The organism is Archangium violaceum (genome assembly GCF_016887565.1).
Taxonomy (GTDB): domain Bacteria; phylum Myxococcota; class Myxococcia; order Myxococcales; family Myxococcaceae; genus Archangium; species Archangium violaceum_B.
In genome coordinates, this window is record NZ_CP069396.1 from 7479665 (window position 1) to 7503469 (window position 23805).

The window sequence follows — 23805 nt, forward strand, 5'->3', positions numbered from 1 at the left end:
CCGGAAGTCCCTGAAGCCCTGAAAAAAGGTGCGAAGGTTTCTTCCCGGGTGCGCAGCGGACGACGCGAGACGGGCGGTCACGGGCTCGCCCGGTGGTTCGTGTGACGGGCGGGCAATGGACAGAATGGCTCCGTCGTAGAGTCGCCATCGTGCCAGCCATCGAAGTCATCGGACTCCGCAAGACCTACCGGCGTGCCTTCGGGCGCCGGGGCCATGAGGCCCTGCGGGGTGTGGACCTGTCCGTGCCGGAAGGCAGTGCGTTCGGGCTGATCGGCCCCAACGGCGCGGGAAAGACGACGTTCATCAAGAGCATCCTCGGCATCGTCCAGCCCTCGGAGGGGACGGTGCGGGTGCTCGGCGGGTCTCCCGAGGACCCTCGCATCCGGGCCCGCATCGGCTACCTGCCCGAGCGCCTGCACCTGCCGGGCTCGTGGAAGGCGCCGGCCTTCCTCGCCACGGTGGCCCGGCTCAAGGAGCTGAAGCCGGACCCGGCCGCGAACCTACGGCTGCTGGAGCGCGTGGGACTGACGGACGCGCTGGGTCGGAAGATTGGCGGCTACTCCAAGGGCATGCGCCAGCGGCTAGGGCTCGCGGCGGCGCTGCTGGGCAACCCCGCCCTGCTCATCCTCGACGAGCCCACCGACGGCATCGACCCCATGGGCCGGGTGGAAGTGCGGCGCATCCTCCAGGAGGAGGTGCAGCGCGGCACCACCCTCTTCCTCAACTCGCACCTGCTGGCCGAGACCGAGCGCGTATGCGACCGGGTAGCCATCCTCGCGGAGGGCAAGGTGCTGCGCGAGGGTCGGCTGGAAGAGCTGTCGCGCGGTGGAGCGCGGTGGGCGGTGCGCTTCGCGCCGGGAGCGGACGCGGGCGCGCTGGCCTCGGCGGGCTTCACGGCGGCGGGCACCGAGGGGCAGTACCACGTGGAGGCCGCGGACGTGGCGGGGCTGAACGCGGCGCTGGACAAGGCCCGCGCGGCCGGGGCGCTGCTGGTGGAGCTCAAGCGGGACGGGCAGGACCTGGAGGCCGTGCTGGCCTCGGCCATGGGGGTGGCGGCATGAGGGGCGTGCTGGGAATCGCGGGCTACGTGTTGCGCGAGGCAGCCTCTCGCAAGTTCATCCTGGCCTTCCTGCTGGGCGTCACGGGCGTGCTGGTGATGCTCTCGCTGAGCCTGCGCATCGAGGTGGTGGACGGCGCCCTGGCGGCCTCGCGACTGTTCGGCGAGATGCTGGACAACGACATCGTCGCCGTGGACGTGGCGCTGCGGCCCGTGTTCATGGCGGCGGCGGCCATCGTCTTCTACGGGGGCATCCTGTTCGGCATCGTCTCGTGCTCGGACTTCGCGCCGAGCCTGCTGTCACCGGGCCGCATCGAGCACCTGCTCGCCCTGCCCTTGCGCCGCTGGCACATCCTGGCCGGCACGTTCCTCGGGGTGATGACGCTGGCACTGAGTGGGGCGCTGTACGGCTCGGTGGGGCTGGTGCTCATCTTCGGGGTGAAGACGGGGTACTGGACGGTGGGGCCGGTGGTCGCGGCGCTGCTGGCGTGCGTGAGCTTCGCGGCGGTGTACGCGGTGATGCTGACGACGGCGACGCTGGTTCGCAGCGCGGCGCTGTGCGCGGGGCTCGGCGGCATCACCATGGTGGCGGGCATCCTCGCCGGCTACCGGATGAAGATCGCCCCCTTCCTCGAGGAGGGGCTGAGCCGGAACCTCTTCAAGGCGGTGACGCTGGTGCTGCCCCGCCTGTCCTCGCTGGCCCAGGCGAGCATGGATCTGGCGGCCTCGGCGCCGCTGGGAGTGCAGTCGCTGCCGATGTTGCTGGGCGGAGTGCTGGTGTTCGGCCTGGGCGTGCTGGCCCTGGGCTTCTGGTGGTTCGAGGGGAGGGATTACTGATGCAGCGGCGTCGTGGACTGTGGCTGGTGTTCGCGGTGGTGCTGTTCGGCCTGGCCGCGTGGCTGATGCTGTCCGGACAGGGCGAGGAGGAGGCCCCTCCCCCGCCGAAGGTGGCGTTCCCGAACCGGCTGCGGAAGGAGGAGCGCGAGCGCATGGAGCGCCGGCGCACGTACGTGATGCCGGCGCACGTGGACGCGGGGACGCAGGAGCAGACGCCGGTGAAGCCGAGCGATCCAGTGCTGGCCGCGCTGCCCCGCGGCAAGGGGAAGACGGCGATGGTCATCGAGGCCAACGCCATCCGCCACTCGCCCATCGGGGAGCTGCTGCTGGAGTGCATGATGCGCCGGGGCGGCAATGACCTGGAGCGCTTCAAGGAAGAGACGGGCGTGGACCCGTTGAAGGACCTGGACCGGCTGGTCCTCACGGACGATGGGGTGATCGTCTCGGGGAACTTCGGGGACAAGCGCCTGAAGGACATGCTGTCCGGGCGGGGGGCCGCGAACTACGACTACGGGGACGAAGCGCGCATCTTCGAGCCCAACTTCGAGCAGAACCTGCCGGATGGCGGAGTGGTGCGGCGCAACGGGCCTCCGGTGGGCATGTGGAACGATCAGATGATCGTATTCGGCAGGTCGCCGGACGGGGTGAAGCAGGTCATCGACCGGGTGGAGGGGCGCGGCCCGAACGAGCCGCCCGTCATCTCCGAGGGCAGCACGTACGGGGAGATGTACGGCGTGGTGTCGGTGGAGCAGCTCAAGAAGATGTTCCCGCCGGACCAGCAGGAGCTGGCGCTCAAGCTGGCCGAGGTGGCGGAGAACGTGGAGCTGCACATGGACGCGCGCTCGGACTTCGCCATGACGGCACAGGTGCGGGGCGCGGACGAGGCCAAGGTGACGGACCTGGGCAAGTCGCTCGGCGGGACGCTGTCCCTGGCGCGCATGAAGGCTCAGGCCGAGGGCGAGAAGGAGCTGGCACAGCTCCTGGACTTCGCGAAGGTGAAGCCGGACGGCGACTCGTTCAAGCTGGAGCTCGCGGTGCCGCTCGAGGTCATCAAGCAGCAGCTCGCGTTCTGCCTCGAGGAGCCGCCCGCTACTCAACCATCGCGCTGACCTCGCGCGAGAAAGCCTGCTCGTCATCGGCGTGGATGACGAGCGGGGGCATCACGGTCAGCCCGGTGGGCGCCCTCTTCACCGCGTGCATCAACACCAGCTTCGCGGGCCTCCCCGCGCGTGAATGCACCATGCGCGCGGTCCTCGGCTCCAGCTTCTCCGCGCGCAACACCGCCATCAGCTCGGACAGCCTCGAGGCCGGATACACCACGCAGAAGCTTCCACGGCATCGCAGGAGATAGGCCGCCGCTCGCGCGACGTCCCGGAGCTCGCACGAGATCTCATGCCGCGCGAGGGCCTTCTCCATGTCCGTGCTGATCCTCCCCTGCTCCCGCGCCCGGTACGGTGGGTTGCACAGCACATGGGAAAAGCTCGCCTTCGGAAACAGCCGCTCCACGCAGCGGATGTCCCCTCGGACCAGCGACACCTCCCGCTCGCAGCGGTTGAGGTGCACGTTGCGCTCGGCGAGGGAGTACAGGCGCGGCTGTAGCTCCAGCCCGGTGATGCTCTCGCAGCCCAACCGCCTCGCCAGGATGAGCGGGATGATTCCGCACCCCGTCCCCAGGTCCATCAACCGCCCCCGCACCGCCCCGGCCTCGTAGATGGCGAAGTGCGTGAGCAACACGGGATCCAACGTGAAGCGATAACCCCTGCGCCTCTGGAGCACCCTCACCTCGCCGCCACAGACCGAATCGAGCGTCTCTCCGGGGCCGGGCCGGAGCTCGATCGGCGTGCGCTGGGGCCACTCCAGCGCGGCTTCTGTCAGCAGGATGCCCACTCAGTCCCTAGGCCTCCGGGTCGAGGAACAGCAGTCCCGCCGGCGGCGCGGGCGCCACGCGCAACGTCTTGGGCGGCAACGTCTGCGCCGCCTCCATCACCGCGCGCACCTCCCACAAGGGCGGCGGATTGAGCGCGAAGCCCGCCTGGAACATCCCCCCGTGGACGCCTCGGACCAACGACTCCATCCCCTGCACCGCGAACACCTGCGGATGTCCCGACTCCTCGGGGTCCTTGATGCCCAGCACCGTTCGCAGCACCAGCGCGTTCAGCAACGCCAGATCCAGACTCCGCAGGGTCGGATTGCGCGGTGCCCCCTTCAGGTGCGCCAGATCCAACCCCTGCCGGAAGCGTAGGATCTTCCCCCGCCCCTCGGGCAGCACCAGCAGCACTGCGTGGTGCCCCCGCACCAGCGTGGCCAGCCGCTCGTTCGCCGCGGCGATGCCTCGAGGCGTCGTGAGCGGCTCCTCCAGGTCATAGACGCGCGCGTAGGCCGTCACGAGCGCCAGGAACGTGTCCTCGTCGAAGGTGTCCAGTCCCTGGATGGCGCGGTGCACCGGCTCGAAGTGCAGCCCGGGATCCGACAGCGGCACGATGGCCGCCAGACTCGGCCTGCGCTCGTCCAGCTCGGCCAGCGGGCGCAGGGGCGCCTCGTCGAGCACCGCCTGGATGCGCCGGGCCACCGGCGAGGGCTCGATGCGCCTCAGCGCCACCGGGGCGTCCTCGAACGTCCCCTGCCACACGGAGATGCTGCGCTCGGCCGCCTCCGCCAGGAGACCTCGGAGTACCCCATGGTCGTCCGCCGCCAGGGTGACCGTCGGCTCCACCTGCGCCGAGCGGGGCCGGTACGGCTCCACCTCCAGCGGCTCGGCCGCGTCCGGCGTGAGCGCGCACAGCAGGAAGCGCACCGGAGGCCCTCCCAGCCGCCCCGCCGAGCTGTACACCTCCGCCAGGTACAACGCCGGGCGGGCGTCGCGGAGCACGGAGCCCGCGGCCCTCAACCGCCCCAGCTCCGCCGTCGGGTCCACCCGATCCAGCAGCGGCCGGATGAACGAGGACCGGGGTGGCGCATTGAAGGGACACCCGTCGTCATCGGCCGACAGGTGCGACTCGAGTGACGGGAGCAGTGCGGAGAAGGGAAGGACGCGCGCCATATCCACGAAAATGGACACGCGCTCACCCCGCGGCCATGGAACGCCCTCGAATGCCCGGCGGGCGAGCTACCACCAGTCGTTGCGGTAGGCCTTCGAGCGGACCGTGCTTCCCACCATCGCGGGAGGACGCTCGGCCGCCTCCTCCCAGAGCAGGCTCACCGTGGTGATGGCGGCCGCCGAGCCGAGCAGGCCCAGCACGTACGGTGTGGACTGATCGAACCCACCCAGCACCAGCGCGGACAGCACCAGCACCACCGCTCCCACGCCCGCACCGAAGGCATCGGCCCGGAGTATCTGGGAGGTGGTCGGGTTGTATTTCATCGTGGCCAGCGCGAGCGCCGTCGCGCCGATTCCAGGTGCCATCAGCAGCGTGTCCGTCCACGTCTTCCCGGAGATCTTCGAGCCGGAGAAGTGGACGATGGCCATCAGCAGCGCGGCGTAGGCGAGGCCCCACCCGCCACCCGAGGCCACCAGCAGGCCGTGGTTGTAGGGCATCTGGCCGCCGCCGAGCGTCGCGGTGATCCACGCGGCCAGCTCCGCGCCGACGAAGGCGGACCAGGTCAGCACGCCCGTGTCGCGAGAGAACAGGTCCATGAAGCCGGCGAGGAACATGCCGCCGATGACGGAGTTGCCAATGCCGAAGTAGCCCAACGGCTTGTCGACCCAGTTGTTGAACTGCCACCATGCCGACGAGCCGAAGCCGAGCCCCGCGCCCAGGAGCGTGCCCGCCAGCATGGCCTCGCGGGAGCTGCGCTCGAAGCTGAAGCCGTTGGCGAAGCCCTGGGTGAAGAAGCCTCCCATGGCCCCCATGAGGGAGTGGTGCAGGATGAAGGTGAGGCTGCCCGGCCCGGAGAGGAAGGCGCCGTAGCGAATCTGGCCATCGAGCATCACGCCGTCATTGGAGGCCGGAGAAACACCCGGGGTCTCCGGCATGGCGGCGGGGGGCAACTGCCCCTCCTGGGGGAACGGCGCCTGGGGCTCGGTGCGCAGCGAGGCCGTGTCCGATGGCTGCACCGGCACATCGGAGGCATACGACGATTGCGCACGCGCGAGACCTGGCGCGCAGAGAAGGACGACGACGGCGAGGGACAACCAGCGGGTCAACGAGGACACTCGAGAGACTCCTTGTCCGAACACGGCGGCATCAAACATCAACCCGCGTCCGTTTCACGGGGAATCTCATTTGTTGACTTCCGCGCTCCTGGCGGCGAGACCCGGGTTCCCTTCCCGCCCCAGGCTCACTAGACCCCTGGGCGGGAACATTCACGAACCCCAGGAGCGCCATATGGGCACGATGAAGTTCGAGGTCCCCCACTCCCTCCCCAAGGACGAGGTCAGGAAGCGCGTCGAGCAGCTTCTCAAGTACTGGGTCGACAAGTACGGCGTGAAGGCGGACTGGCAGGGTGACGGGGCGAAGATCATCGGCAAGGTGATGGGCATCAACCTCGATGCCAACTTCACCATCACCGACGGCGCCATCCAGGGCGAGGGCACCGACCCCGGCATGCTCCTGCGCGGCCAGGCCAAGTCCTACCTGCAGAAGAAGTTCAGCACCGTGCTCGACCCGAGCAAGAGCGCCGACGACGTGAGCAAGGGCCTCGCGTAATCAAGCGTGCCCCGGCCCTTCCTCCAGCGCGGCGAGCGCATAGCGCGCCGCGCGGGAGATGGCGTCCGCCGAGTCCGGCAGCTCCGGATAGTGTCCGGCCAGCGGACGCTGGGGGAAGCGCAGCTGCGCGATGGCGTTGCGGTAGCTGCGCCGCGCCGCCTCGTGATCCTTCAGCCGCTCGTGGACCTGCGCCATCAGGTAGTGACCGATGGCCAGCGAGGGCTCCAGGAAGAGCGCCTTGCCCAGCTCCGAGCGGGCCTCGGCGAGCTCTCCGGCCTGTAGCGCCGCCAGTCCACCGAACACCCGCGCCTCCACGCACAGCGGCTCGCGGTTGATGGCCTGCGCGAAGGCCTCGCGCGCGTCCACGATCCGGCCCGTCAGCGAATAGAGGTTGCCCACCGTGAGCAGCGCGTCCAGGTGGCCCGGCTCATCCACCAGCAGCTGCTCCACCGTGGACACCGCGGACACGAAGTCCCCGCGCTCGATCATCCGCACGGCCGCGTTCAGCCGCTCGCCCGGCGACAGCATCAGCGACCACGCCGGCATCTCGCTCGTGCGCGTGCGCGGAGGCTCGGCGCCCACCGAGGACATCTCCATCGACCTGCGCGGCGTCCCGGCTCCCACCGGGGACATCTCCATCGACCTGCGCGGCGGCTCGGAGGCAGGGGCCCCGGTGCCCGGCACGGCGGAGGCCTCGGGAGGCTTCGCCACGGGCATGTCCAGCGTCCTGCGCGGCACCGCGTTTCCCGTGGACGCCTCGAGCGTCTTCTGCAGGGCCCGCGTGGGCGTCAGGTTCGACATCGACTCCCGAGGCCGCGCGGAGCCCGCGGAGCCGGACTCGGCCGGGCGCTCCCGCACGGCCGGCAGCGAGCCGATCGTCATCGTCTTCGGACCCGTCCCGGGAGCGCGTGGCTCCAGCGGCTTCTCCGGCCGCCGGTAGACGAACGCCCCATCCACCTCCACCATCTCGAAGCGGTCGTAGACCTTGAAGAGGCTCTCCGAGTAGCCCAGCAGCAACAGGGCCCCGGGCCGCAGCGCCGTGAGGAAGCGATCCATCAGCGCGCGGATGGTGGGCAGGTCGAAGTAGATGATGACGTTGCGGCAGAGGATGAGATCCAACGACTCCGGCTTGACCTTCTCGAAGACGGGCACGGCGAGGTTCTGCCCGTCGAAGCGCACGTAGTCCTTGAGCGAGGAGACGACCTCGTAGCCCTCATCCACCGGCCGGAAGAAGCGCTGCTTGCGATCGCTCTGCATGCCGGCGAGGCGGCGCGACGAGAAGCGCCCCTGCTTCGCGGCCTCCACGGCGGCGAGGTTCAGGTCGGTGGCCCACAGGTCCACCTCGATGGGCAGCGCGCCCAGCTCGGCCAGCACCATGGCCAGGCTGTAGGGCTCCTCGCCGGTGGCGCACCCCGCGGACCAGATGGACACCCGGCGGGTCTCCCGCCGCGCACGCCACAGCGCGTCCGGAAGGATGCGGCCCTCCAGCGCCTTGAACTGCTTGGGATCCCGGAAGAACTCCGTGTGTCCCACCGTGACGAGCGGCAGCAGTGCGCGCAGCTCGTCCTCCACCGTCTTCAGGCGCCGCACGTACTCCTCGGCGTCCTGGATGCCCACCACGGGCATGCGCGTGGACAGCGCCAACCGGAGGCTGTGATAGCCGTCCGGAGTGATCTTCAACCCCGCCCGCTCCAGCAGGAGGGCGGCCAGTTGCTGCAGGGCCCTGGAGGTCACCGTCAGCATGTTCCCACCCACTGGACGAGCATCGGGGCGATGCGATCGAGCGGCAGCACTTCCTCGGCCGCGCCGAGCCGCACGGCCTCCTTCGGCATTCCGTAGACCACGCAGGTCGCCTTGTTCTGGGCGATGGTGCGACCGCCCCGCTCGCGGATTTCCTTCAGTCCCCGGGCGCCGTCCCGGCCCATCCCGGTGAGGATGACTCCCAGGGTGCGCGTCCCGAAGGCCTCCGCCGCCGACGTGAGCAGCACGTCGCACGAGGGCCGGAAGCCGCGCACGGGCGGGCTCGGATCCAACGACAACACGCCCTTGGGGCGCACCATCAGATGCGAGCCGGAGCGCGCGATGTAGACGGTGCCGGGCACCATCTCCTCGCCGTCATTGGCCTCCACCACGCGCAGCGGAGACTCGGAGCCGAGCCACTGCGCCAGCCCCTCGGTGAAGCCCTGGCTGATGTGCTGGCAGATGCACACGGGCGCGGGGAAGTCCTTCGGCAACATCTTCAACACCACGGAGAGCGCCTTGGGCCCGCCGAGCGACGAGGCGATGGCCACCAGCGGATAGGGGGCCTCGGTGGGAGGAGGACGCGCGTCGCGGGACTTCTGGACGTGCACGGGGCGCGACACGCGCACCTCGGCGAGCAGCATCAGCTTGCGGCCCACCGTCTGCCAGAAGTCCACGCCGGGCTCGGCCGGCCGCTCCACCACCTCCACGGCCCCCAGGGCGAGCGCCTGGAAGGCGTCCGCGCCGGAGAGCACGCCCGGGTGGAGCGCGACCACCGGCACCGGCCGCTCCGCCATCACCCGCTCGATCGCCTTGAGGGCGTCGGGCCCGGACAGGTCGATCAGGGCCACGTCCGGATGCAGGCGCTGCACGTGCTCCAGGGCTTCGGAGAACTCGCAGACGGTGCCGGCGGGGGCGAGCACCACCCCGTCGAACAACCCCCGCGAGGCTCCCCGAAGGATCTCTCCCACGAGCAACACGCGATATGCGGACGCGCCGGCCTCCAAGCAGCCCCCTCCCTGTCCTTCAGGTCAGACGATCGATGGTCTGCGCAAGACTCTCCACGCCCAGCTCGCCCTTGACCAGGTACGCATCCGCGCCCGCCTCGGCGCCGCGCCGTCTGTCCTCCGGCGACGCGAGCGAGGAGAGGATGATGACCGGGATGCGGGCCAGTCCCGCGGTGGTCTTGAGCCGCCGCGTGAACGAGAAGCCGTCCAGCCGAGGCATCTGCACGTCCGTGAGGATGAGATCGTACGCCTGGGACTGTGCCCGGAGGTAGCCCTCCTCGCCGTCCTGGGCCTCGTCCACGCTGTGGCCGAGCGCCTTGACGAGCGCGGACTCGGTGGCCCGCGCGATGGGCGAGTCATCCACCAGCAGCACCCGCAGGCGCTTGGCGGACTGGGACTGGGTGACGGGCCGCGCCATGCGGCGCACCTCCGTCATGATGTCCGGCACGTGCAGGAGCACGGCGATGCGGCCGTCCTCCAGCGCGGCGGTGCCGGCGATGAACGAGGCTCCCTTGAGGAACTCGCCACCGCAGGGCTTCACCGCCACCTCGCGCTCGTCCACGAAGCCGTCCACCACCAGCGCGGCGAAGTCGTCACCGTGACGCACCACCACGGCGGGCGGCTTGTCGAAGCGGTTGCCTCCGTTGACGCCCAGCAGCGGCCCCAGGCCCACCAGCGCGGTGGGCTTGCCCCGGTGCTTCACCGCCAGGGTGCCGAAGACCTCCATCCGGTCCTCCGGCTTCACGCGCATCACCGCCACCACGTCGGCGGCGGGCATGCCGTAGACGTCATCGCCCAGGCGCACCAGCAGCACCTTCATCAACGCCAGCGACTGCGGCAGGCGCAGGGTGATGGAGGAGCCACGGCCCTGGCGGCTGACGATGCCCACCGAGCCACCCAGCGACTCCACCTTCTTCTTCACGACGTCCATGCCCACGCCGCGGCCGGAGATGTCGGTGACCTCCTCGCGGGTGGAGAAGCCGGCGCGGAACACGAGCTCGATGGCCTCGCGCTCGGAGAGAGCGGCGGCCTGCTGCTCGCTGAGCAGGCGCTTGCGCACGGCCACCTCCCGCAGCTTCTGCGGGTCCATGCCGCGGCCATCGTCGGCCACCTCGATGCTGAGCATGTCGCCGTCGGCACGCACGCGGATGCTCAACCGGCCCGCGGCGGGCTTGCCGAGCATGCGGCGCTCGTCGGGCGACTCCAGGCCGTGGTCCACGCCATTGCGCAGCAGGTGCACCAGGGCGTCGCGCACGTCGCCGAGCATCGAGCGATCCACGCCGAGGTCGGCGTTCTCGATGACGAGATCCACCTCCTTGGCCTGGGCGCGCGCGATGTCGCGCACGGCGCGCGGGAAGGCATCGAACACGGTGGACAGCGGCACGAGGCGCGCCTCGGCCACGTGGTCCGCCATCATGGCCAGGTTGCCATGAAGCGTCTCGATGCCGTCCCCGTTGCGGCGCACGAAGCGGAACGCGTCGTCGCGCAGCATGTGCAGGTCGCTCTCGATGCGCTCGAGATCGTTGCGCAGCACGTTGGGGACGTGGACCTGCTCGGCCAGGCGCAGGAAGCGATCGCCCAGGCGCGAGAAGCGCTGGAGCAGGGCCTCGACCTCGGAGGCGCGCAGACGACCGCGCGCGCTCTCCACCAGGAGGTCACCGGCGAGCAGGCCGAGCGAGTCGAGCACCTCGACGTTCACCCGGATGCTGCGATCGGCGAGCGCCTTGGTGGTGTGTCCCTCCTCGTGCGCGTGCTCGGGCTTGTTGCCGCGAGGGGGCGCGGAGGGAGGAGCGGCCGGCGCGGGCGGCGGGGCCGGAGGAGGCGCGTAGATAGGCTCCGAAAGATCGGGAGCCGCCTCCACCACCTCCACGACCTCGTGCACCACGGGCTCTGGAGGACGCACCACGGCCACGGCGGTCTGCGAGGCCGACTTGACGCCACCAATGGGTGGAATCGGGTGGCCGGAGGCGGCGGAGAGCGCCTCGACCATCTCCTGCGAGGCCGGGGTGCCCGACTGGGCACCCTCGGAGTCGTCGAGGAGGTCGGAGATGGTGTCGCAGGCGCGCAGCAGGAGGTCCGTCGCCACCTCGGTGGCGGCCCGCCCGTCGCGCTCCGCGCGCAACACGTCCTCGGCCGCGTGCGCGAGCTGGCCGATGGCGGCCAGACCCAGCATGCGGGCCTCGCCCTTCATCGTGTGCAGCTCGCGCGCGACCTCGTCCGCCGCCTGATCCGCGGTGGGCTTCTCGAGATCGAGGACGCCCAGCTGGATCTTCTGGAGACGGTCGGCGCTGACCTCCTGGAACTTCGACAGGAGGGATCTCTTGAGGGACTCGGTGTCCATGACAGGAGAGCCTCAGGACGGAGCGGAGATCCGCCCCGCCTTGGCCCCTCCGCCCCTTTGTCAGTCGGCCTTGAAGCGCTTGATGAGCTCAGCCAGCCGTCCGGCGAGCTGCGTGAGCTCGGCGGCGGCACCCGTGGCCTGCTTGGAAGCCTGGGTGGTCTGGCGCGTCACGTCCTCGATCTCCGCCATGGAGGCCACCACCTGCTCGGTGGCGGTGCGCTGCTGCTGGGTGGCGAGGTTGATGACGCGAGCCGCGTCACTCGTCTCCTGCACGCCGGCGAGGATGCCCTCGACGGCCTGCGCCGCCACCGCGCCCAGCTTCTCACCCGACTCCGTAGCCTCCTTGGAAGCCTCGGCGGCGGTACCCGCGGCGGCCGTGGCCTCGCGGATCTCGGTGATCAGGTTCTTGATCTCCTTGGTGGACTCCATGACGTTCTCCGCCAGGCGCCGCATCTCGGCCGCCACGATGGAGAAGCCCTTGCCCGCCTCACCGGCGCGGCTGCCCTCGAGGGCGGCGTTGAGCGCGAGCAGGTCCGAGCGGTCGGCGATCTCGTCGATCACCTCGACCACCGTGCCGATACGCTCCACGCGCTTGGACAGCTTGGTGATGGAGTCGGCCACCGCGACGCCGTCGCTGCGGATCTGCTGCATGGCCTGGATGAACTCGCCGATGGCGCCCCGGCCCGCGCGAGCGGCACCCAGGGTCTCCTCGGCCACGCGCGCCACGCTGCCGGCGTTCTCGGCGATCTGCGCCGAGGCGTGCTTGAGCTCTTCCATCGTGGCCGTGGTCTCGTGGATGGCCGCGGCCTGCTCGGTGGAGCTCGTCTCGTGCTGCGTGGAGGCGGCGAGCACCTGGTTGGCGGACGAGGACAGGCGCAGGGCCGCCTCGTTGATCTCCCGCACGAAGGTGCGCAGCGTCTCGATCACCTTGCCGAAGCCCTCGAGGAGGGGCCCGAGCTGGGCGTCTTCAGTGGAGGTGTTCCACTGGGCCAGGTCACCCTCGCGCACCAGGGTGATGAGGGCGTCGATGGCCTGATCGATCTCCTGGGCGGCCACCTGCTTGCGGCGCTCGGAGGAGGCGAAACGCTCGAGGAGCTGGTTGAAGAGGTTGGCCAGGTCGGCGGCATCCTCCTCCACGGCATTCTTGGCAACGCGCGCGTCGAGGTTGCCCGCCAGCACCGCGATCACGGTGTCGGTGAGGGGCTTGAGGGAGCCGGCCTTCTTGCTACGAGGGCCGGCGCCCTCCGTCGCGACCACTTCGTTCTTCGTGTCAACAGGGGACATTGCCGTCAGTGCCTTCCTTGAGCATTCAAGGTTTCAACAAGATCGATGAGCATCACGGGGCGGTCCTCCTCGTCGAGGAACACGCCCACCGTATAGGAAGCGGCGAAGGCCACGGAGGGCAGTCGCCGCAGGGACACGATGGGGACGGGGCGCACACCCCGGATGGTGTCCACCTTCAGGTGGCCCTCCCCCTCGGGAGTGTCGAAGACGAGCGCGCGATTGCCACGCTTGAGGGGACCGAGCCCCTCGAGCACCAGGTCGTCCGGATGGGAGCGGTCGATGCGCAGCACCTGCGAGGCGTCGGTCCCGTAGACGATGTCGCCGACCTCGAAGAAGAGGACGTCGACCTCGTTGAGCTCGGGCGACGGATCGTCGTACCCGATCATCGCACCACCGCGCGCTGCCGGGCGCTCTGCAGCAACTTGGCGAAGTTGAGGAAGGCCACCGCGTCCTGGGGCGTGGTGCCATCGGCCACACCGAGCAGGTGCTCGGCGGCCGCATCCCCTCCCAGGGGAGGAGGAAGGATGTCGGCCAAGGGGACCCGGCGCAGGCCGAGCACCGCGTCCGCCACCACACCCACGCGGTAGTTGCCGCTGGTGCCGATGAAGAGCCGGGTCCTGGGTCCGACGCGGGACTCCCCCTTGCCAAGGAAGCGCAGCAGATCCATCACGGGGAGTACCTCGCCGCGATGGCCGGTAACACCCAGGAGGAAGGAGGGTGTCCGGGGAAGGGGGGTCAGGAGCCCGGTGCGAATGACCTCGAGGACATTCTCGCTGGGAACACCGAGACGGAGTTCGCCCGCGCGGAAGCAGAAGAATTCCTGCTCCGGCCGGGCCTGGCCGGCGATGGCGCGGTCGGGCGCCTTCCGGAGCGCACGCTGGAGGGGAGTGGTGGTCAAGGCGCCAAAGTATCCGGACGCTAGCGAAGAGGGTCAAGGGTGGACCGAATCACATGGTCCGGGCCGTCTCAACGGTGTAGGGTGACTGCTGTATTCCTGAGGAGGCAGATGTCTCGCGTACTGGTCATCGATGATAGCCCGATGCTGGTGGAACTCACGGTCCGGGCTCTGGCCTCGGCTGGCTACCAGGCCACCGGGGCGACGGACCTGGCGAGCCTCGACCAGAAGCTCACCGAGGGACCGTTCGCGCTCATCCTCATGGACGTGAACATGCCGGAGATGTTCGGCGACGACGTCGTCGAGTACCTCCGCACGCAGAAGCGGGTCACCTCCAAGCTCGTGCTCTACTCGGACATCTCCGAGGAGGAGCTGGCCGCCAAGACCCGCAACTCGGGCGCGGATGGCTACATCCTCAAGGGTGGCGGCCTGGAAGCGGTGATCGCCGGCATCATGCGGATCCTCGGCGCTCCCACGGCGAGTGCGGCCAACGCCGCACGTCCCGTCGCGGCTCCCGTGAACCCGGCTGCCCGGCCAGCGGCCACCGCCGGGGCTCCCCGCCCGCCAGCGGTGGCGCCCGCGACCCGCGCGCCCGGCTCCCCGGTAGCTCAACGGCCCGCCGCTCCTGGAACGCCTCAGGCGCTTGGCGCTCCCGCGCCGCGTGTCGCCTCCCCAACACAAGGTCAGGCGATTCCCGGCCCTCGCGCGCCCGTCGCCGGCCAGGTGGGCCAGCCCCGTCCGGTGGCGCAGGCTCCCGCCGCGGGGACTCACGCGGCCCCAGTGCCCGGCGCGCACCCGACGGCGGCGGCTCCTCGTGCGCCCGTCGCCGGCCAGGTGGGCCAGCCCCGTCCGGTGGCGCAGGCTCCCGCCGCGGGGACTCACGCGGCCCCAGTGCCCGGCGCGCACCCGACGGCGGCGGCTCCTCGTGCACCCGTCGCCGGACAGGTGGGCCAGCCCCGTCCGGTGGCGCAGACGCCCGCCGCTGCTCATCCGACCGCGCCTCGCGCTCCTGCCGCAGCGGGCACGCCGCAGGCCGCTCCTCCAGCGGCGCAGACTCCGACGAGGCCCGTGACTCCGGCGGCACATCCCACGGCTCCAGCCGCGCACCCGGCTCCTTCCGCCGCGCGGAGCCCGGCTCCATCGACCACTCCGACGCCTCAGGCTGCCGCGCAGGCGCCAGCAGCGGCGGCCACTCCTGCGCCGGCCGCCCCCGCTCCCGCCGCGACGGGGGGCTTCCCCTCGGCGGCGAAGATGGCGGCGGCCGCCGGACGCAAGCCCCGCATCCTCATCGTCGACGACAGCGAGATGACGGCGCGCATCATCGAAGCGGACCTGGTGACCAAGGGCTTCGAGGTGCACATCGCCGACTCCGCCGACAAGGCGACGAAGATCATCCTGAAGAAGCAGACGCGTCCGGACCTGGTCCTGCTGGACGTGCGCATGCCCAACGTGAACGGCGAGCAGTTCTGCCGGTTCATCAAGAGCAACAGCCTCTTCAAGGGCATCAAGGTGCTGCTGTGCTCCGGTGAGAACGTGGAGGAGCTGCAGCGCATCTGCCGCGAGGCCGGCGCCGACGGCTACGTGCCGAAGGACGCCGTGCTGGGCAACCTGGTGGCGAAGGAGCTCAACCCCTCCGTCACGGGCAACGAGTAGCCCTGCCCTCTCCGCTGGGCTGGGAGGGCCCAGGTGTAGTCGACTACACCTGGGAGTCGAGACTCGAAGGCGGCTCAGCCCCGGCTTCCCGCCGCGTTCTGACGCTCGTCGAGTCCGCGCGCGAAGTTTCCGATGACCAGTCCGGGCCGGGCCGCCTTGAGCCGGCGCAGCAGCTCGCGGATGCCGACGGGCTCTCCGCCCGCGCCCCGATCGCGCGCCACCTCCAGGTACTGGATGGGATCGATGCACAGCGAGCGCGTCTGCACCTGATCCACCTTGTACTTCTTCACCAGCCGCTCCAGCGCATTCACCTCGCCCTCGCGGTCCGTGACGCCCGGGAAGAGCAGCAGGTTGAGCGCGAGGTACGCGCCGCGCTCGCGCGCCAGGGCGATGGACGCCTCCACGTCCTCCCAGCCGTACTTCACCGGCTTGTAGTAGGCCTCGTAGAGGTCCTTCGTCGCCGAGTTGAGCGACACGCGGATGGCGTCCAGCCCCGCGTCGAAGAGCGCCTCGAGTCCCTTGGTGAGGCTCGCGTTGGTGTTGATGTTGATGGAGCCACGCGAGGTGCGCTCGCGCATGTAGCGGATGGCCTCGGCGATGAACTTCCACCGGGTGAGTGGCTCGCCCTCGCAGCCCTGGCCGAAGCTGACCATGGTGCGCCCCGGCGCGTTCTCCAGGTGGTACAGGCCGATCTTCCCCATCTCCTCGCCGGAGGGCCCGTCGTTCATGCGCTCGTGCGAGGCGGGAGGCCCGTCCGCCGGCTGATCCGAGATGCACCCCACGCAGCGCGCGTTGCACATCACCGAGGCGGGGATGGCGCCCTCGTCGCGCACGTAGAAGATGTTCTGCGAGGTGAAGCACCGGTACAGCAGCGCGCACGTGGTGAGCTGCTTGAGGACGCGGTTGTCGGGGAAGCGCGCCAGGTGCGCGTCCACGATCTTCTTCAGCTCGGGAGTGGAGTACTTCTCCGGCTCCCAATGCGAGCGCTTGTCGGTGTGGATGGCCCAGGCCACGGGGCCGTCCTCGCCCCAGGCCGCGGCGGTATAGGCCCACTGGGGAAGCACCGGACCGTCCGCCTTCACCTCTCCAGGAAGGAAGGTGCGGGTGTAGCCCGGCGGCAGCAGCGCGCCCACCGCGCTGGGCACGAAGGTCTTCCCGTTCATCTTCATCTCGCGCACCAGCTCCAGCTCACCCGTCTCGGGGTGGATGCCCACGGGCAGACGGCCCGGCAGGTGGACGAGCCGGCCAGCGGACGGCAGGGGGATGGGCTTGTCCTGCGGGGGAACGAGCTCTTCCCCACTACGTAGGGTAGCCAACAGATAGGGGTGCTCCATCACCCGCCCCTTGGGGTCCGCGAACAAGAGCTTCGGTGCCAAAGTCATGACCTCGTTAACTATCACTGGCGAGCGGGCCTTTCGACGCGGCGCGCATTCACGAGCCGTACGGCTCCTTGCCTGAGCGCGTCTTGACCTCACCAGAGGCCCCTGCCTAGGGTCCGCCCGCTTTTGCGTCCCTTATTGCGGACAACTCGGAGGCATCTCAAGTGATTGTCGGTGTTCCTAAAGAGATCAAGACCCGCGAGTACCGTGTCGGCATGGTTCCGGCGGGCGTCCGTGCTCTCACCAGCGCGGGCCACACGGTTCTGGTCGAGACGAACGCCGGCGTCGGCTCCGGCATCCCCGACTCGGAGTACCAGCGCGTCGGTGCGCAGATCGTCCAGACGGCGGACGAGGTGTGGAAGCGCGCGGAGATGATCGTCAAGGTGAAGGAGCCCATCGCGCCCGAGTACGAGCGCATCCAGGAAGGGCAGATCATCTACACGTACTTCCACCTGGCCGGCGTGGACCCCGAGCTCACGCGCACGCTGGTGAAGAAGAAGGCCGCGGCCGTGGCCTACGAGACGATCCAGCTGGACGACGGCTCGCTGCCGCTGCTCAAGCCGATGTCCGAGGTGGCCGGCAAGATGGCCATCCAGGTCGGCGCCGCGTGTCTGGAGAAGGCCCACGGCGGCAAGGGCATCCTCCTGGGCGGCGTGCCCGGCGTGCGTCGCGGCCGCGTGGCCGTCATCGGCGGTGGCGTGGTCGGCACCTGCGCGGCGAAGGTCGCCGTGGGCATGGGCGCCGAGGTCACCCTGCTCGACATCAACCTCGAGCGCCTCACCTACCTGGATGACGTGTTCCTCGGCCGCGTGGCCACGCTGGCCTCGGACACCGAGAGCATCGCCAAGAGCGTGCGCGAGGCGGACCTCGTCATCGGCGGCGTGCTCATCCCCGGCGGCAAGGCGCCCAAGCTCGTCTCCGAGGCCCTCATCGCCGAGATGAGCCCCGGCTCCGTGGTGGTGGACGTGGCGGTGGATCAGGGCGGCTGCATCGAGACGTGCGTGCCCACCACCCACGACAACCCCACCTTCGTGAAGCACGGCGTGGTGCACTACTGCGTGGCCAACATGCCCGGCGCGGTGCCCCAGACGTCCACCTTCGCCCTCACCAACACCACCCGGCCCTACGCCCGGAAGATCGCCGATCTGGGCCTCGTCGAGGCCATCAAGTCCGACAAGGCGCTGGCCCGCGGCCTCAACACCTACAACGGCCACGTCACCTACGAGGCCGTCGCCAAGGACCTCGGCTACAACTACGTGTCCATCACCGACGCCCTCGGCGCGAAGGCCCGGTAGTCAACGCTCCGACACCCTGGCGGGGGGCTTCCCCTCAAAATCCAGGAATAATTCCCTCCGCCAGATGTCTCCCACCCGCCGGGGCAGCCGTGCAAACGGCGCCGGCGGGCTTTGTGTTGTTGCCCAGTCTGTTCCCGTGCATACATTGCCGGGTAGGTAACGACTCAATCGCCTGTAATTTCGGGCCTCTGGAAGGCGGGAGCATGCTGGACTTCAGGCAGAACAACCGGACGAAAGCGGAATTCGAGGAACTGGCCCTGGCCCACCTCGACCCCCTGTACTCCGCGGCCCTGAGGCTGACGAAGAACGAGCGGGACGCCGAGGACCTGGTGCAGGACACCTGCATGAGGGCCTACCGGTTCTTCGACAAGTTCGAGCGCGGAACCAACATCAAGGCCTGGCTCTTCAAGATCCTCACCAACACCTTCATCAACCGCTACCGGCGCAAGGTGAAGGAGCGCAGCGTGGTGGAGGGCGTGGAGCGCGAGGCGGTGCACGAGCGCTTCGTGAGCCGGGACGCGACGGACTTCGCGGCCAACCCCGAGCAATACTTCTTCGATCGCCTCCTGTCGGATGACGTGCTGCGCGCCATCGACGCGCTGCCCATCGACTTCCGGCTGGTGGTCATCCTCGCGGACCTTCAGGAGTTCTCCTACAAGGAGATCGCGGAGATCCTCGAGTGCCCCGTGGGCACGGTGATGAGCCGGCTGTTCCGCGGACGCAAGCTGCTGCAGAAGACGCTGCGCGAGTACGCCGAGGGCAGTGGCGTGCTGCGTCAGGAAAGTGGCGAGGCCCAGGGCGCGGCCGCCAATTCGACGCCCACGAGCCTCGATGATTATCGTCGCAGGAAGAAGGTGGGGTAGGTCGAGGTTGTTGGGCCCGGTAATATTTCTTCACGGGTCCACGACCCCCGCCCACCCTGAGCGCTCATGACCTGCCAGGAACTCGATTCAATCCTCTACCCGTACCTCGACGGTGAGTTTCAACCCGACGAGCGGCTGGAAGTGGAAGCGCACCTCACCGGATGTGCCGAGTGCGCGCGGCGAGTGAATGAAGAGGCGCGGATGCTGCAGTCGCTGCGCCGCGCCGCGCGGCAGGCCATGGAGACGCCCCGGGCCCCGGACGCCCTGCGCGCCCGCATCCACGGCGGCATCCGCCAGGAACAGCGCCAGGTGCAGCAGACCTTGTGGTTGCGCGCGAGCGCCGCCGCCCTGGTGATGATGACGGCTGGCGGCGCGTGGATGGCGCTGCGGCCCGAGCGGGAGCACCGCTTCATGGAGGACGCCGCGCGGCGGCACGCCAAGAAGCTGCCGGCGGAGATCGCCGGCGCCTCGCACGAGAACGTGGAGGCGTGGTTCGACGGGAAGCTGGATCACCGTGTCTCGGTGCCGCGACTGCCCAACGCGAAGCTGTCGGGCGCGCGCATCTCCAACGTGACGGATCGCCCCGCCGCCTATATCAGCTACGAGCGCAACACGGAGAAGGAAGGCTCTCCGACCAAACGCATCGGCCTGTTCGTCTTCGACGACGCGCACCGCGAGGTGCAGGCCCCTCCCCTGCCCTCCGTGCAGGTGGGCTCGAGCCTCGGCTACAACGTGGCCATGTGGCGCGAGGGAGAGGTCGTCTACGAGCTGGTGACGGACCTCGACGAGACGGACATCCGCCGCATGCTCGCCGAGCAGGGTGCTACAGGTGGCAAGCCCTCGCGCCCGGTGTCGCCGGACGTGGCGGCCATGCCCGTGTCGCTGCAGCCCTGAGCGCGCCCGCCTGAGGGCCGCCTGCTCGCCCAGCAGACCGGACTGCCTGGAAATGCGACTGGACCGAAGATTGACGGTCCCGGTAGGCACCGATAGCCTCCCCGAGCGACTTTTCCAGAGCCGCCGTCCCCCGCAGTGACGCGGGACGCGCACGCCCTCTCCGGTCTGGCAGCCCTTACATGTCCAAGAACATCCTCATCGTCGAAAGCGACACCGCCCTCTCCGCGAACCTGCGTGAGGCCCTGGAGGCCCGCGGCTTCGCGGTGCAGGAGACCACCGACGGCAAGGGCAGCGTGGAGCAGATCCGCCGCGACCGGCCGGAGCTGGTGGTGCTCGCGGTGGATCTGTCGGCGGGCCAGAATGGCTACCTCATCTGCGGCAAGCTGAAGAAGGACGACGATCTCAAGACGATCCCCATCGTCATCATCGGCAACCCGGACGGTTTCGCGCAGCACCGCAAGCTCAAGGCGCACGCGGACGACTACGTCGCCAAGCCGGTGAACCCCGACGAGCTGGTGGAGCGCGTGGGCACGTTGATCGGCTTCCCCGAGCTGCCTCCGGGTGAGGTCGTCGACGACGGGCTGGCCTTTGGCGGCCTGGACGGGCTGGGCGAGGAGCCGGTGCAGGGCGAGGAGCTCGCCATCGAGGGCGAGCCGCTGGAGAGCCACGGCGACGAGCTGGCGATGCTCGACAACGACAACCCCTTCGGGGACTCGGATCCGCCCGTGACGGGCAGCCTCGAGGAGCCGGTGGAGGCCCCGCCGGAGCTGAGCTCGCCCGAGGACGACTTCTCCGGTCTGGACAGCCTGGACGGTGATTCCGACAACGCGCTGGACGAGCTCAGCGCGGACAATGACCGGACGGTGGTGGGCTACATGCCTCCGGCGCCCACTCCGGCGCCGACGCCGGCCCCGACTCCGGTGGCGCGCCCCTCCCTGTCGACCCCGGCCGTGACGCGGCCGACGGCGACTCCGGCTCCCGCGCCGGTGGTGGCCCCCACGCCGACCCGCCCCGCGATCACCGCGCCCGCCACGCCCACGCCGCGGCTAGCCACGAGCACGCCCGCGGCCCCGGCCATGTCGGCGGCGGACGCGGCCGAGCTGCGAAACCTGCGCGCCCGCGTGGCCGAGCTGGAGAGTGCCCTGGAGGACTCGCGCAACCAGGCCAGCACCGCGGAGTCGCGGGTGCAGGAGCTGGAGTCCGAGCTGGAGACGAAGACCACGGAGCTGGAGACGGCGAAGGCTTCCGTTGGAAAGAACGACTCCGCCACCCTGGCGCTGCGCGAGGCCTCCAACCGCAAGGATCGGGAGATCCTGCGGCTGAAGTCGGAGCTGAACCAGAAGGAGCAGGAGATCGTCGAGCAGCAGGATCGGCTGCTGGCGCTGGAGCAGCAGGCCAACGGGGCCACGGACGAGATCGCCCGCCGGGACGCGGAGCTGAAGACGCTGAAGACGAAGGCGGACCAGCTGATGGTGGAGCGGCGCCGGGTGGAGCAGCAGCTGACGGCGGCCAAGGAAGAGGCGCGAGGCGCCACGGCGCGCGCGACGGCGATGCAGGCGGAGGTGGAGCAGTACCAGGCGCAGGCGGGCGAGGTGGAGGAGCTGAGGGCGCGAGCGGATCAGCTGGACGCGGAGCTGGCGGCGTCGAGGAGCGAGGCGGAGAGCCTGAGGGCGGAGCTGGACGCGGTGAAGGAGCAGTCGGGCCAGGAGGCGGACGAGCTGCGCAAGCGCATCGCGGAGATGGAGGAGTCGGTGGCGCGCAACGAGGACCGGGTGGCGCGGCTCTACACGCGCATCAAGTCCGACGAGAAGCTGCGCGAGAAGACGAAGAAGGCGTTGGCGATCGCCACGCAGCTCCTGGAGGAGCAGCCGGCGCTCGAGGACGACGAGGAAGCGGTGGCCTGACGAGTCGAACCCGCGTCAAGCCCCCTCTCCCCCTGGGAGAGGGCTGGGGTGAGGGTCTACGGCCCCCCACCGTGCCAACCCAGAACCCTACTTGTCGTCGGACTTCTTGGGCTCTTCCTTCTTGGCCAGCATCTTCTTGGCCATGCCCTGGAGGCCCGAGGGGACGTTCTTGTCCCGGCTGAGCTCCTTGAGGTCATTGTCGCGCAGGGTGTTGAGGAACTTCATGCCCACGGACAGCGGCAGCCGGGGATTCTTCAGCAGGGTGATCTTGATCTTGTAGTTCTTCGTCCACTCGCGGTGGTTGTAGATGATGCGCAGGACCTCTTCGTTGATGGCCTTGTTGCCGGCGCAGCTGAGGACCTCGCCGTCGGTGATGCGGGGGCTGCGGATGACGGCGGTGCAGACGAGCTTGTTGCTGTCGCGGATGAGCAGGCCGCGAGCTTCCTTGTTGCCCAGGGTCGCGAGCTTGATCTTCTGGGCGATGCTCATCTTCATGATGCGCTGGGTGAGGCTGAGCTTCTTGGCCTCGGGCATGGGGGCGGCGGCCTCCTCCTTCTCCTGGGCCACGTCCTCGGCGAACTCCTTGAGGATCTCCTCGGCGGTGGGGCCGGGATCCGGCGGAGCGGCGACGGCCTGGGGCCCGAGGATGCGGACGCGGGCGGCCTGCATCTGAGGCACGTCGGCGAGCGCCATGCCGCTGCGCACGGCGAAGTCGCAGACGTTGTCGATGAGCGCCGGGCTGGCGTTGGGGTTGGTGCAGAGGTTGCGGATGATGTTCTCGTGGCGCAGCACGCGCAGCTGGTTCTGCCCGATGAGCTCGGCGAGCTTCGGGCCGCAGTCACGAGACACCTCGGCCACGGCCTCGTCGGGCGTGGTGGAGTTGAGGACGAGCATCTCCGCCAGGGCGTCCCGGGAGCGCAGCAGCGAGAGGAACCAGCCGAGCACGGGAGCGGGGACGTTCTCGTCGCGCAGACCGGCGGAGAAGCGATCCGGGAGGGCGGCGGCCGTCTTGGCGGCGGTCTCGCGGATGCCGGCGTCCGGGTCGAACGTGAGCATGAACAGGGCGCCGAGCATGTCCGCGGGCGCCAGCGGCACCAGGGCCTTGGCGGCCATCATCCGCAGGGGCGCGGGCGCGGCGGGGTCCACATGCTTGCGCATGTTGGGCGGAAGGAAGTCGGCGGTGAGGGGACAGCCGCCAGCGGCCGTGGGAGAGGTCTGGGGTACGGTGCTCATGCGGCGTGATTCCTTCCGTAGATGATGCGGAGGCCCTCGAGCGTGAGGAACTCGTCGACTTCGTGAATGAGCTTGGACTCGCTGGCCACCAGGGGTGCCAGACCGCCCGTGGCCACCACCCGCACCTCGAAGCCGAGCTCCGCCTGCATGCGGGTGCAGATGCCATCCACCATGCCCACGTAGCCGTAGAAGAGACCGGACTGGATGGAGTGCACGGTGTTGCGGCCCACCACGTGCGGAGGCCGGGCGAGCTCCACGCGGGGCAGCTTGGAGGCGTTCTGGAAGAGCGCCTCCATGGAGATGTTGATGCCGGGGCAGATGGCGCCGCCGAGGTACTCGCCCCTGGGCGTCACCGCGTCGAGGGTGGTGGCGGTGCCGAAGTCCACGACGATGAGGCCGCGGTGGTGCTTGTCGTAGGCGGCCACCGCGTTGACGATGCGGTCGGCGCCCACCTCGCGCGGGTTGTCATAGAGGATGGGCATGCCCGTCTTCACGCCGGGCCCGACGAACATGGGGCGCGTCTTGAAGTAGCGCTCGCTCATCCGCTCCAGGTTGAACTGCAGCGGCGGCACCACGCTGGACACCGCCACCGCCTTCACCCCGTCCGGGTCGATGCCACTGGACTGGAAGAGCTGGCGCAGCAGGATGCCGTACTCATCCGAGGTGCGGCGGGCGCTCGTCTCCAGGCGCCAATGGTCCAGGAGGCGCTTGCCTTCGTACACCCCGAGGACCGTGTTGGTGTTGCCGACGTCGATGGCGAGAAGCATGGCTCGCCAT

Annotated in this window: 20 protein-coding genes and 2 pseudogenes; 10 read left to right on the forward strand and 12 right to left on the reverse strand. The window is 69.6% G+C overall.

The genetic code is table 11. The annotated features are described in order from the left end of the window. Positions 1-149: 149 nt before the first annotated feature. From JRI60_RS29680 to JRI60_RS29690, 3 genes are read left to right on the forward strand one after another with little or no spacing between them, the layout of a single operon-like run. Positions 150-1061, forward strand: coding sequence for an ABC transporter ATP-binding protein (locus tag JRI60_RS29680; RefSeq protein ID WP_204219249.1), 912 nt, complete (start codon positions 150-152; stop codon positions 1059-1061). Beyond that, positions 1058-1894 carry a hypothetical protein gene (locus tag JRI60_RS29685; protein WP_204219250.1) on the forward strand — a complete coding sequence of 279 codons (837 nt, stop codon included), beginning with the start codon at positions 1058-1060 and terminating at the stop codon, positions 1892-1894. The genes JRI60_RS29680 and JRI60_RS29685 overlap by 4 nt, the downstream gene beginning before the upstream one ends. Further along, positions 1894-3003 (forward strand): hypothetical protein, encoded by a 1110-nt coding sequence (locus JRI60_RS29690; RefSeq protein WP_204219251.1) that lies wholly within the window; start codon positions 1894-1896, stop codon positions 3001-3003. Before JRI60_RS29685 ends, JRI60_RS29690 begins: the two co-directional genes overlap by 1 nt. Here the strand turns inward: JRI60_RS29690 and JRI60_RS29695 are convergent. The 3 genes from JRI60_RS29695 to JRI60_RS29705 all read right to left on the reverse strand — a co-directional run bounded on the left by JRI60_RS29695 (position 2984) and on the right by JRI60_RS29705 (position 6047). Then, positions 2984-3781, reverse strand: coding sequence for a tRNA1(Val) (adenine(37)-N6)-methyltransferase (locus JRI60_RS29695; RefSeq protein ID WP_239469788.1), 798 nt, complete (start codon positions 3779-3781; stop codon positions 2984-2986). The two genes, JRI60_RS29690 and JRI60_RS29695, sit on opposite strands and share 20 nt — an antisense overlap. A 7-nt stretch (positions 3782-3788) precedes the next feature. Next, a complete protein-coding gene (locus JRI60_RS29700; protein ID WP_204229147.1) occupies positions 3789-4934 on the reverse strand; it encodes a DUF1015 family protein in 1146 nt (381 codons plus the stop codon). 66 nt (positions 4935-5000) lie between these two features. After that, positions 5001-6047, reverse strand: coding sequence for a hypothetical protein (locus tag JRI60_RS29705; RefSeq protein WP_204219252.1), 1047 nt, complete (start codon positions 6045-6047; stop codon positions 5001-5003). Positions 6048-6219: 172 nt separating this feature from the next. Between JRI60_RS29705 and JRI60_RS29710 the strand changes: the two genes are divergently transcribed. Next, positions 6220-6540 (forward strand): polyhydroxyalkanoic acid system family protein, encoded by a 321-nt coding sequence (locus tag JRI60_RS29710; RefSeq protein ID WP_204219253.1) that lies wholly within the window; start codon positions 6220-6222, stop codon positions 6538-6540. Here JRI60_RS29710 and JRI60_RS29715 read toward each other — a convergent pair whose 3' ends face one another. Genes JRI60_RS29715 through JRI60_RS29740 form a run of 6 tightly spaced genes read right to left on the reverse strand, consistent with a single transcriptional unit; the run spans position 6541 to position 13810 of the window. Beyond that, positions 6541-8283, reverse strand: coding sequence for a CheR family methyltransferase (locus tag JRI60_RS29715; RefSeq protein WP_204219254.1), 1743 nt, complete (start codon positions 8281-8283; stop codon positions 6541-6543). Further along, on the reverse strand, positions 8277-9260 hold the full coding sequence (locus tag JRI60_RS29720; RefSeq protein ID WP_239469789.1) for a chemotaxis protein CheB: 984 nt from the start codon (positions 9258-9260) through the stop codon (positions 8277-8279). The genes JRI60_RS29715 and JRI60_RS29720 overlap by 7 nt, the downstream gene beginning before the upstream one ends. 46 nt (positions 9261-9306) lie before the next feature. After that, the gene (locus JRI60_RS29725) at positions 9307-11628 is read right to left on the reverse strand and encodes a hybrid sensor histidine kinase/response regulator (RefSeq protein WP_204219256.1); all 2322 of its coding nucleotides are present in this window, start codon (positions 11626-11628) and stop codon (positions 9307-9309) included. 60 nt (positions 11629-11688) lie between these two features. Next, positions 11689-12912: a methyl-accepting chemotaxis protein gene (locus JRI60_RS29730; protein ID WP_204219257.1), complete on the reverse strand. Its 1224-nt coding sequence runs from the start codon at positions 12910-12912 to the stop codon at positions 11689-11691. Between the two features lie 5 nt (positions 12913-12917). After that, entirely contained in the window at positions 12918-13298 is a 381-nt protein-coding gene (locus JRI60_RS29735) for a Frizzy aggregation protein FrzB (protein WP_204219258.1), read from the reverse strand. After that, positions 13295-13810, reverse strand: coding sequence for a chemotaxis protein CheW (locus tag JRI60_RS29740; RefSeq protein WP_204219259.1), 516 nt, complete (start codon positions 13808-13810; stop codon positions 13295-13297). The genes JRI60_RS29735 and JRI60_RS29740 overlap by 4 nt, the downstream gene beginning before the upstream one ends. A 141-nt stretch (positions 13811-13951) precedes the next feature. On the opposite strand from JRI60_RS29740, the pseudogene JRI60_RS55180 reads away from it, so the two are divergent. Both JRI60_RS55180 and JRI60_RS29750 read left to right on the forward strand, forming a co-directional pair. Beyond that, positions 13952-14182, forward strand: a pseudogene (locus JRI60_RS55180) (response regulator); the annotation flags it as partial. A 786-nt stretch (positions 14183-14968) separates the two neighbouring features. Beyond that, positions 14969-15460: pseudogene (locus JRI60_RS29750) on the forward strand (response regulator); the annotation flags it as partial. Between the two features lie 74 nt (positions 15461-15534). Here JRI60_RS29750 and JRI60_RS29755 read toward each other — a convergent pair. Next, complete coding sequence (locus JRI60_RS29755) at positions 15535-16842, reverse strand: radical SAM protein (protein ID WP_204219260.1); 1308 nt, start codon at positions 16840-16842, stop codon at positions 15535-15537. A 161-nt stretch (positions 16843-17003) separates the two neighbouring features. Between JRI60_RS29755 and ald the strand changes: the two genes are divergently transcribed. From ald to JRI60_RS29775, 4 genes are all read left to right on the forward strand, one after another. Next, positions 17004-18134, forward strand: a complete 1131-nt coding sequence (gene ald, locus JRI60_RS29760; RefSeq protein ID WP_204219261.1) for an alanine dehydrogenase — start codon at positions 17004-17006, stop codon at positions 18132-18134. Between the two features lie 203 nt (positions 18135-18337). Continuing rightward, positions 18338-18997: a sigma-70 family RNA polymerase sigma factor gene (locus tag JRI60_RS29765; protein ID WP_204219262.1), complete on the forward strand. Its 660-nt coding sequence runs from the start codon at positions 18338-18340 to the stop codon at positions 18995-18997. A gap of 66 nt (positions 18998-19063) precedes the next feature. Further along, a complete protein-coding gene (locus tag JRI60_RS29770; protein ID WP_204219263.1) occupies positions 19064-19891 on the forward strand; it encodes an anti-sigma factor family protein in 828 nt (275 codons plus the stop codon). 179 nt (positions 19892-20070) lie between these two features. Then, entirely contained in the window at positions 20071-21795 is a 1725-nt protein-coding gene (locus JRI60_RS29775) for a response regulator (protein WP_204219264.1), read from the forward strand. Positions 21796-21882: 87 nt separating this feature from the next. Here JRI60_RS29775 and JRI60_RS29780 read toward each other — a convergent pair whose 3' ends face one another. Together JRI60_RS29780 and JRI60_RS29785 are read right to left on the reverse strand one after the other, a co-directional pair. After that, positions 21883-23028, reverse strand: a complete 1146-nt coding sequence (locus tag JRI60_RS29780; protein WP_204219265.1) for a hypothetical protein — start codon at positions 23026-23028, stop codon at positions 21883-21885. Next, positions 23025-23795 carry a type III pantothenate kinase gene (locus tag JRI60_RS29785; protein ID WP_204219266.1) on the reverse strand — a complete coding sequence of 257 codons (771 nt, stop codon included), beginning with the start codon at positions 23793-23795 and terminating at the stop codon, positions 23025-23027. Before JRI60_RS29785 ends, JRI60_RS29780 begins: the two co-directional genes overlap by 4 nt. Between the last annotated feature and the right edge of the window lie 10 nt (positions 23796-23805).

Coding starts and splice junctions, on each gene's coding strand:
- JRI60_RS29690 (WP_204219251.1), top strand. CDS start 1,894: ATGCAGCGGCGTCGTGGACTGTGGCTGGTGTTCGCGGTGGTGCTGTTC.
- JRI60_RS29765 (WP_204219262.1), top strand. CDS start 18,338: ATGCTGGACTTCAGGCAGAACAACCGGACGAAAGCGGAATTCGAGGAA.
- JRI60_RS29755 (WP_204219260.1), bottom strand. CDS start 16,842: ATGACTTTGGCACCGAAGCTCTTGTTCGCGGACCCCAAGGGGCGGGTG.
- JRI60_RS29685 (WP_204219250.1), top strand. CDS start 1,058: ATGAGGGGCGTGCTGGGAATCGCGGGCTACGTGTTGCGCGAGGCAGCC.
- JRI60_RS29715 (WP_204219254.1), bottom strand. CDS start 8,283: ATGCTGACGGTGACCTCCAGGGCCCTGCAGCAACTGGCCGCCCTCCTG.
- JRI60_RS29770 (WP_204219263.1), top strand. CDS start 19,064: ATGACCTGCCAGGAACTCGATTCAATCCTCTACCCGTACCTCGACGGT.
- JRI60_RS29725 (WP_204219256.1), bottom strand. CDS start 11,628: ATGGACACCGAGTCCCTCAAGAGATCCCTCCTGTCGAAGTTCCAGGAG.
- JRI60_RS29785 (WP_204219266.1), bottom strand. CDS start 23,795: ATGCTTCTCGCCATCGACGTCGGCAACACCAACACGGTCCTCGGGGTG.
- JRI60_RS29710 (WP_204219253.1), top strand. CDS start 6,220: ATGGGCACGATGAAGTTCGAGGTCCCCCACTCCCTCCCCAAGGACGAG.
- JRI60_RS29775 (WP_204219264.1), top strand. CDS start 20,071: ATGTCCAAGAACATCCTCATCGTCGAAAGCGACACCGCCCTCTCCGCG.
- JRI60_RS29735 (WP_204219258.1), bottom strand. CDS start 13,298: ATGATCGGGTACGACGATCCGTCGCCCGAGCTCAACGAGGTCGACGTC.
- JRI60_RS29700 (WP_204229147.1), bottom strand. CDS start 4,934: ATGGCGCGCGTCCTTCCCTTCTCCGCACTGCTCCCGTCACTCGAGTCG.
- JRI60_RS29730 (WP_204219257.1), bottom strand. CDS start 12,912: ATGTCCCCTGTTGACACGAAGAACGAAGTGGTCGCGACGGAGGGCGCC.
- JRI60_RS29780 (WP_204219265.1), bottom strand. CDS start 23,028: ATGAGCACCGTACCCCAGACCTCTCCCACGGCCGCTGGCGGCTGTCCC.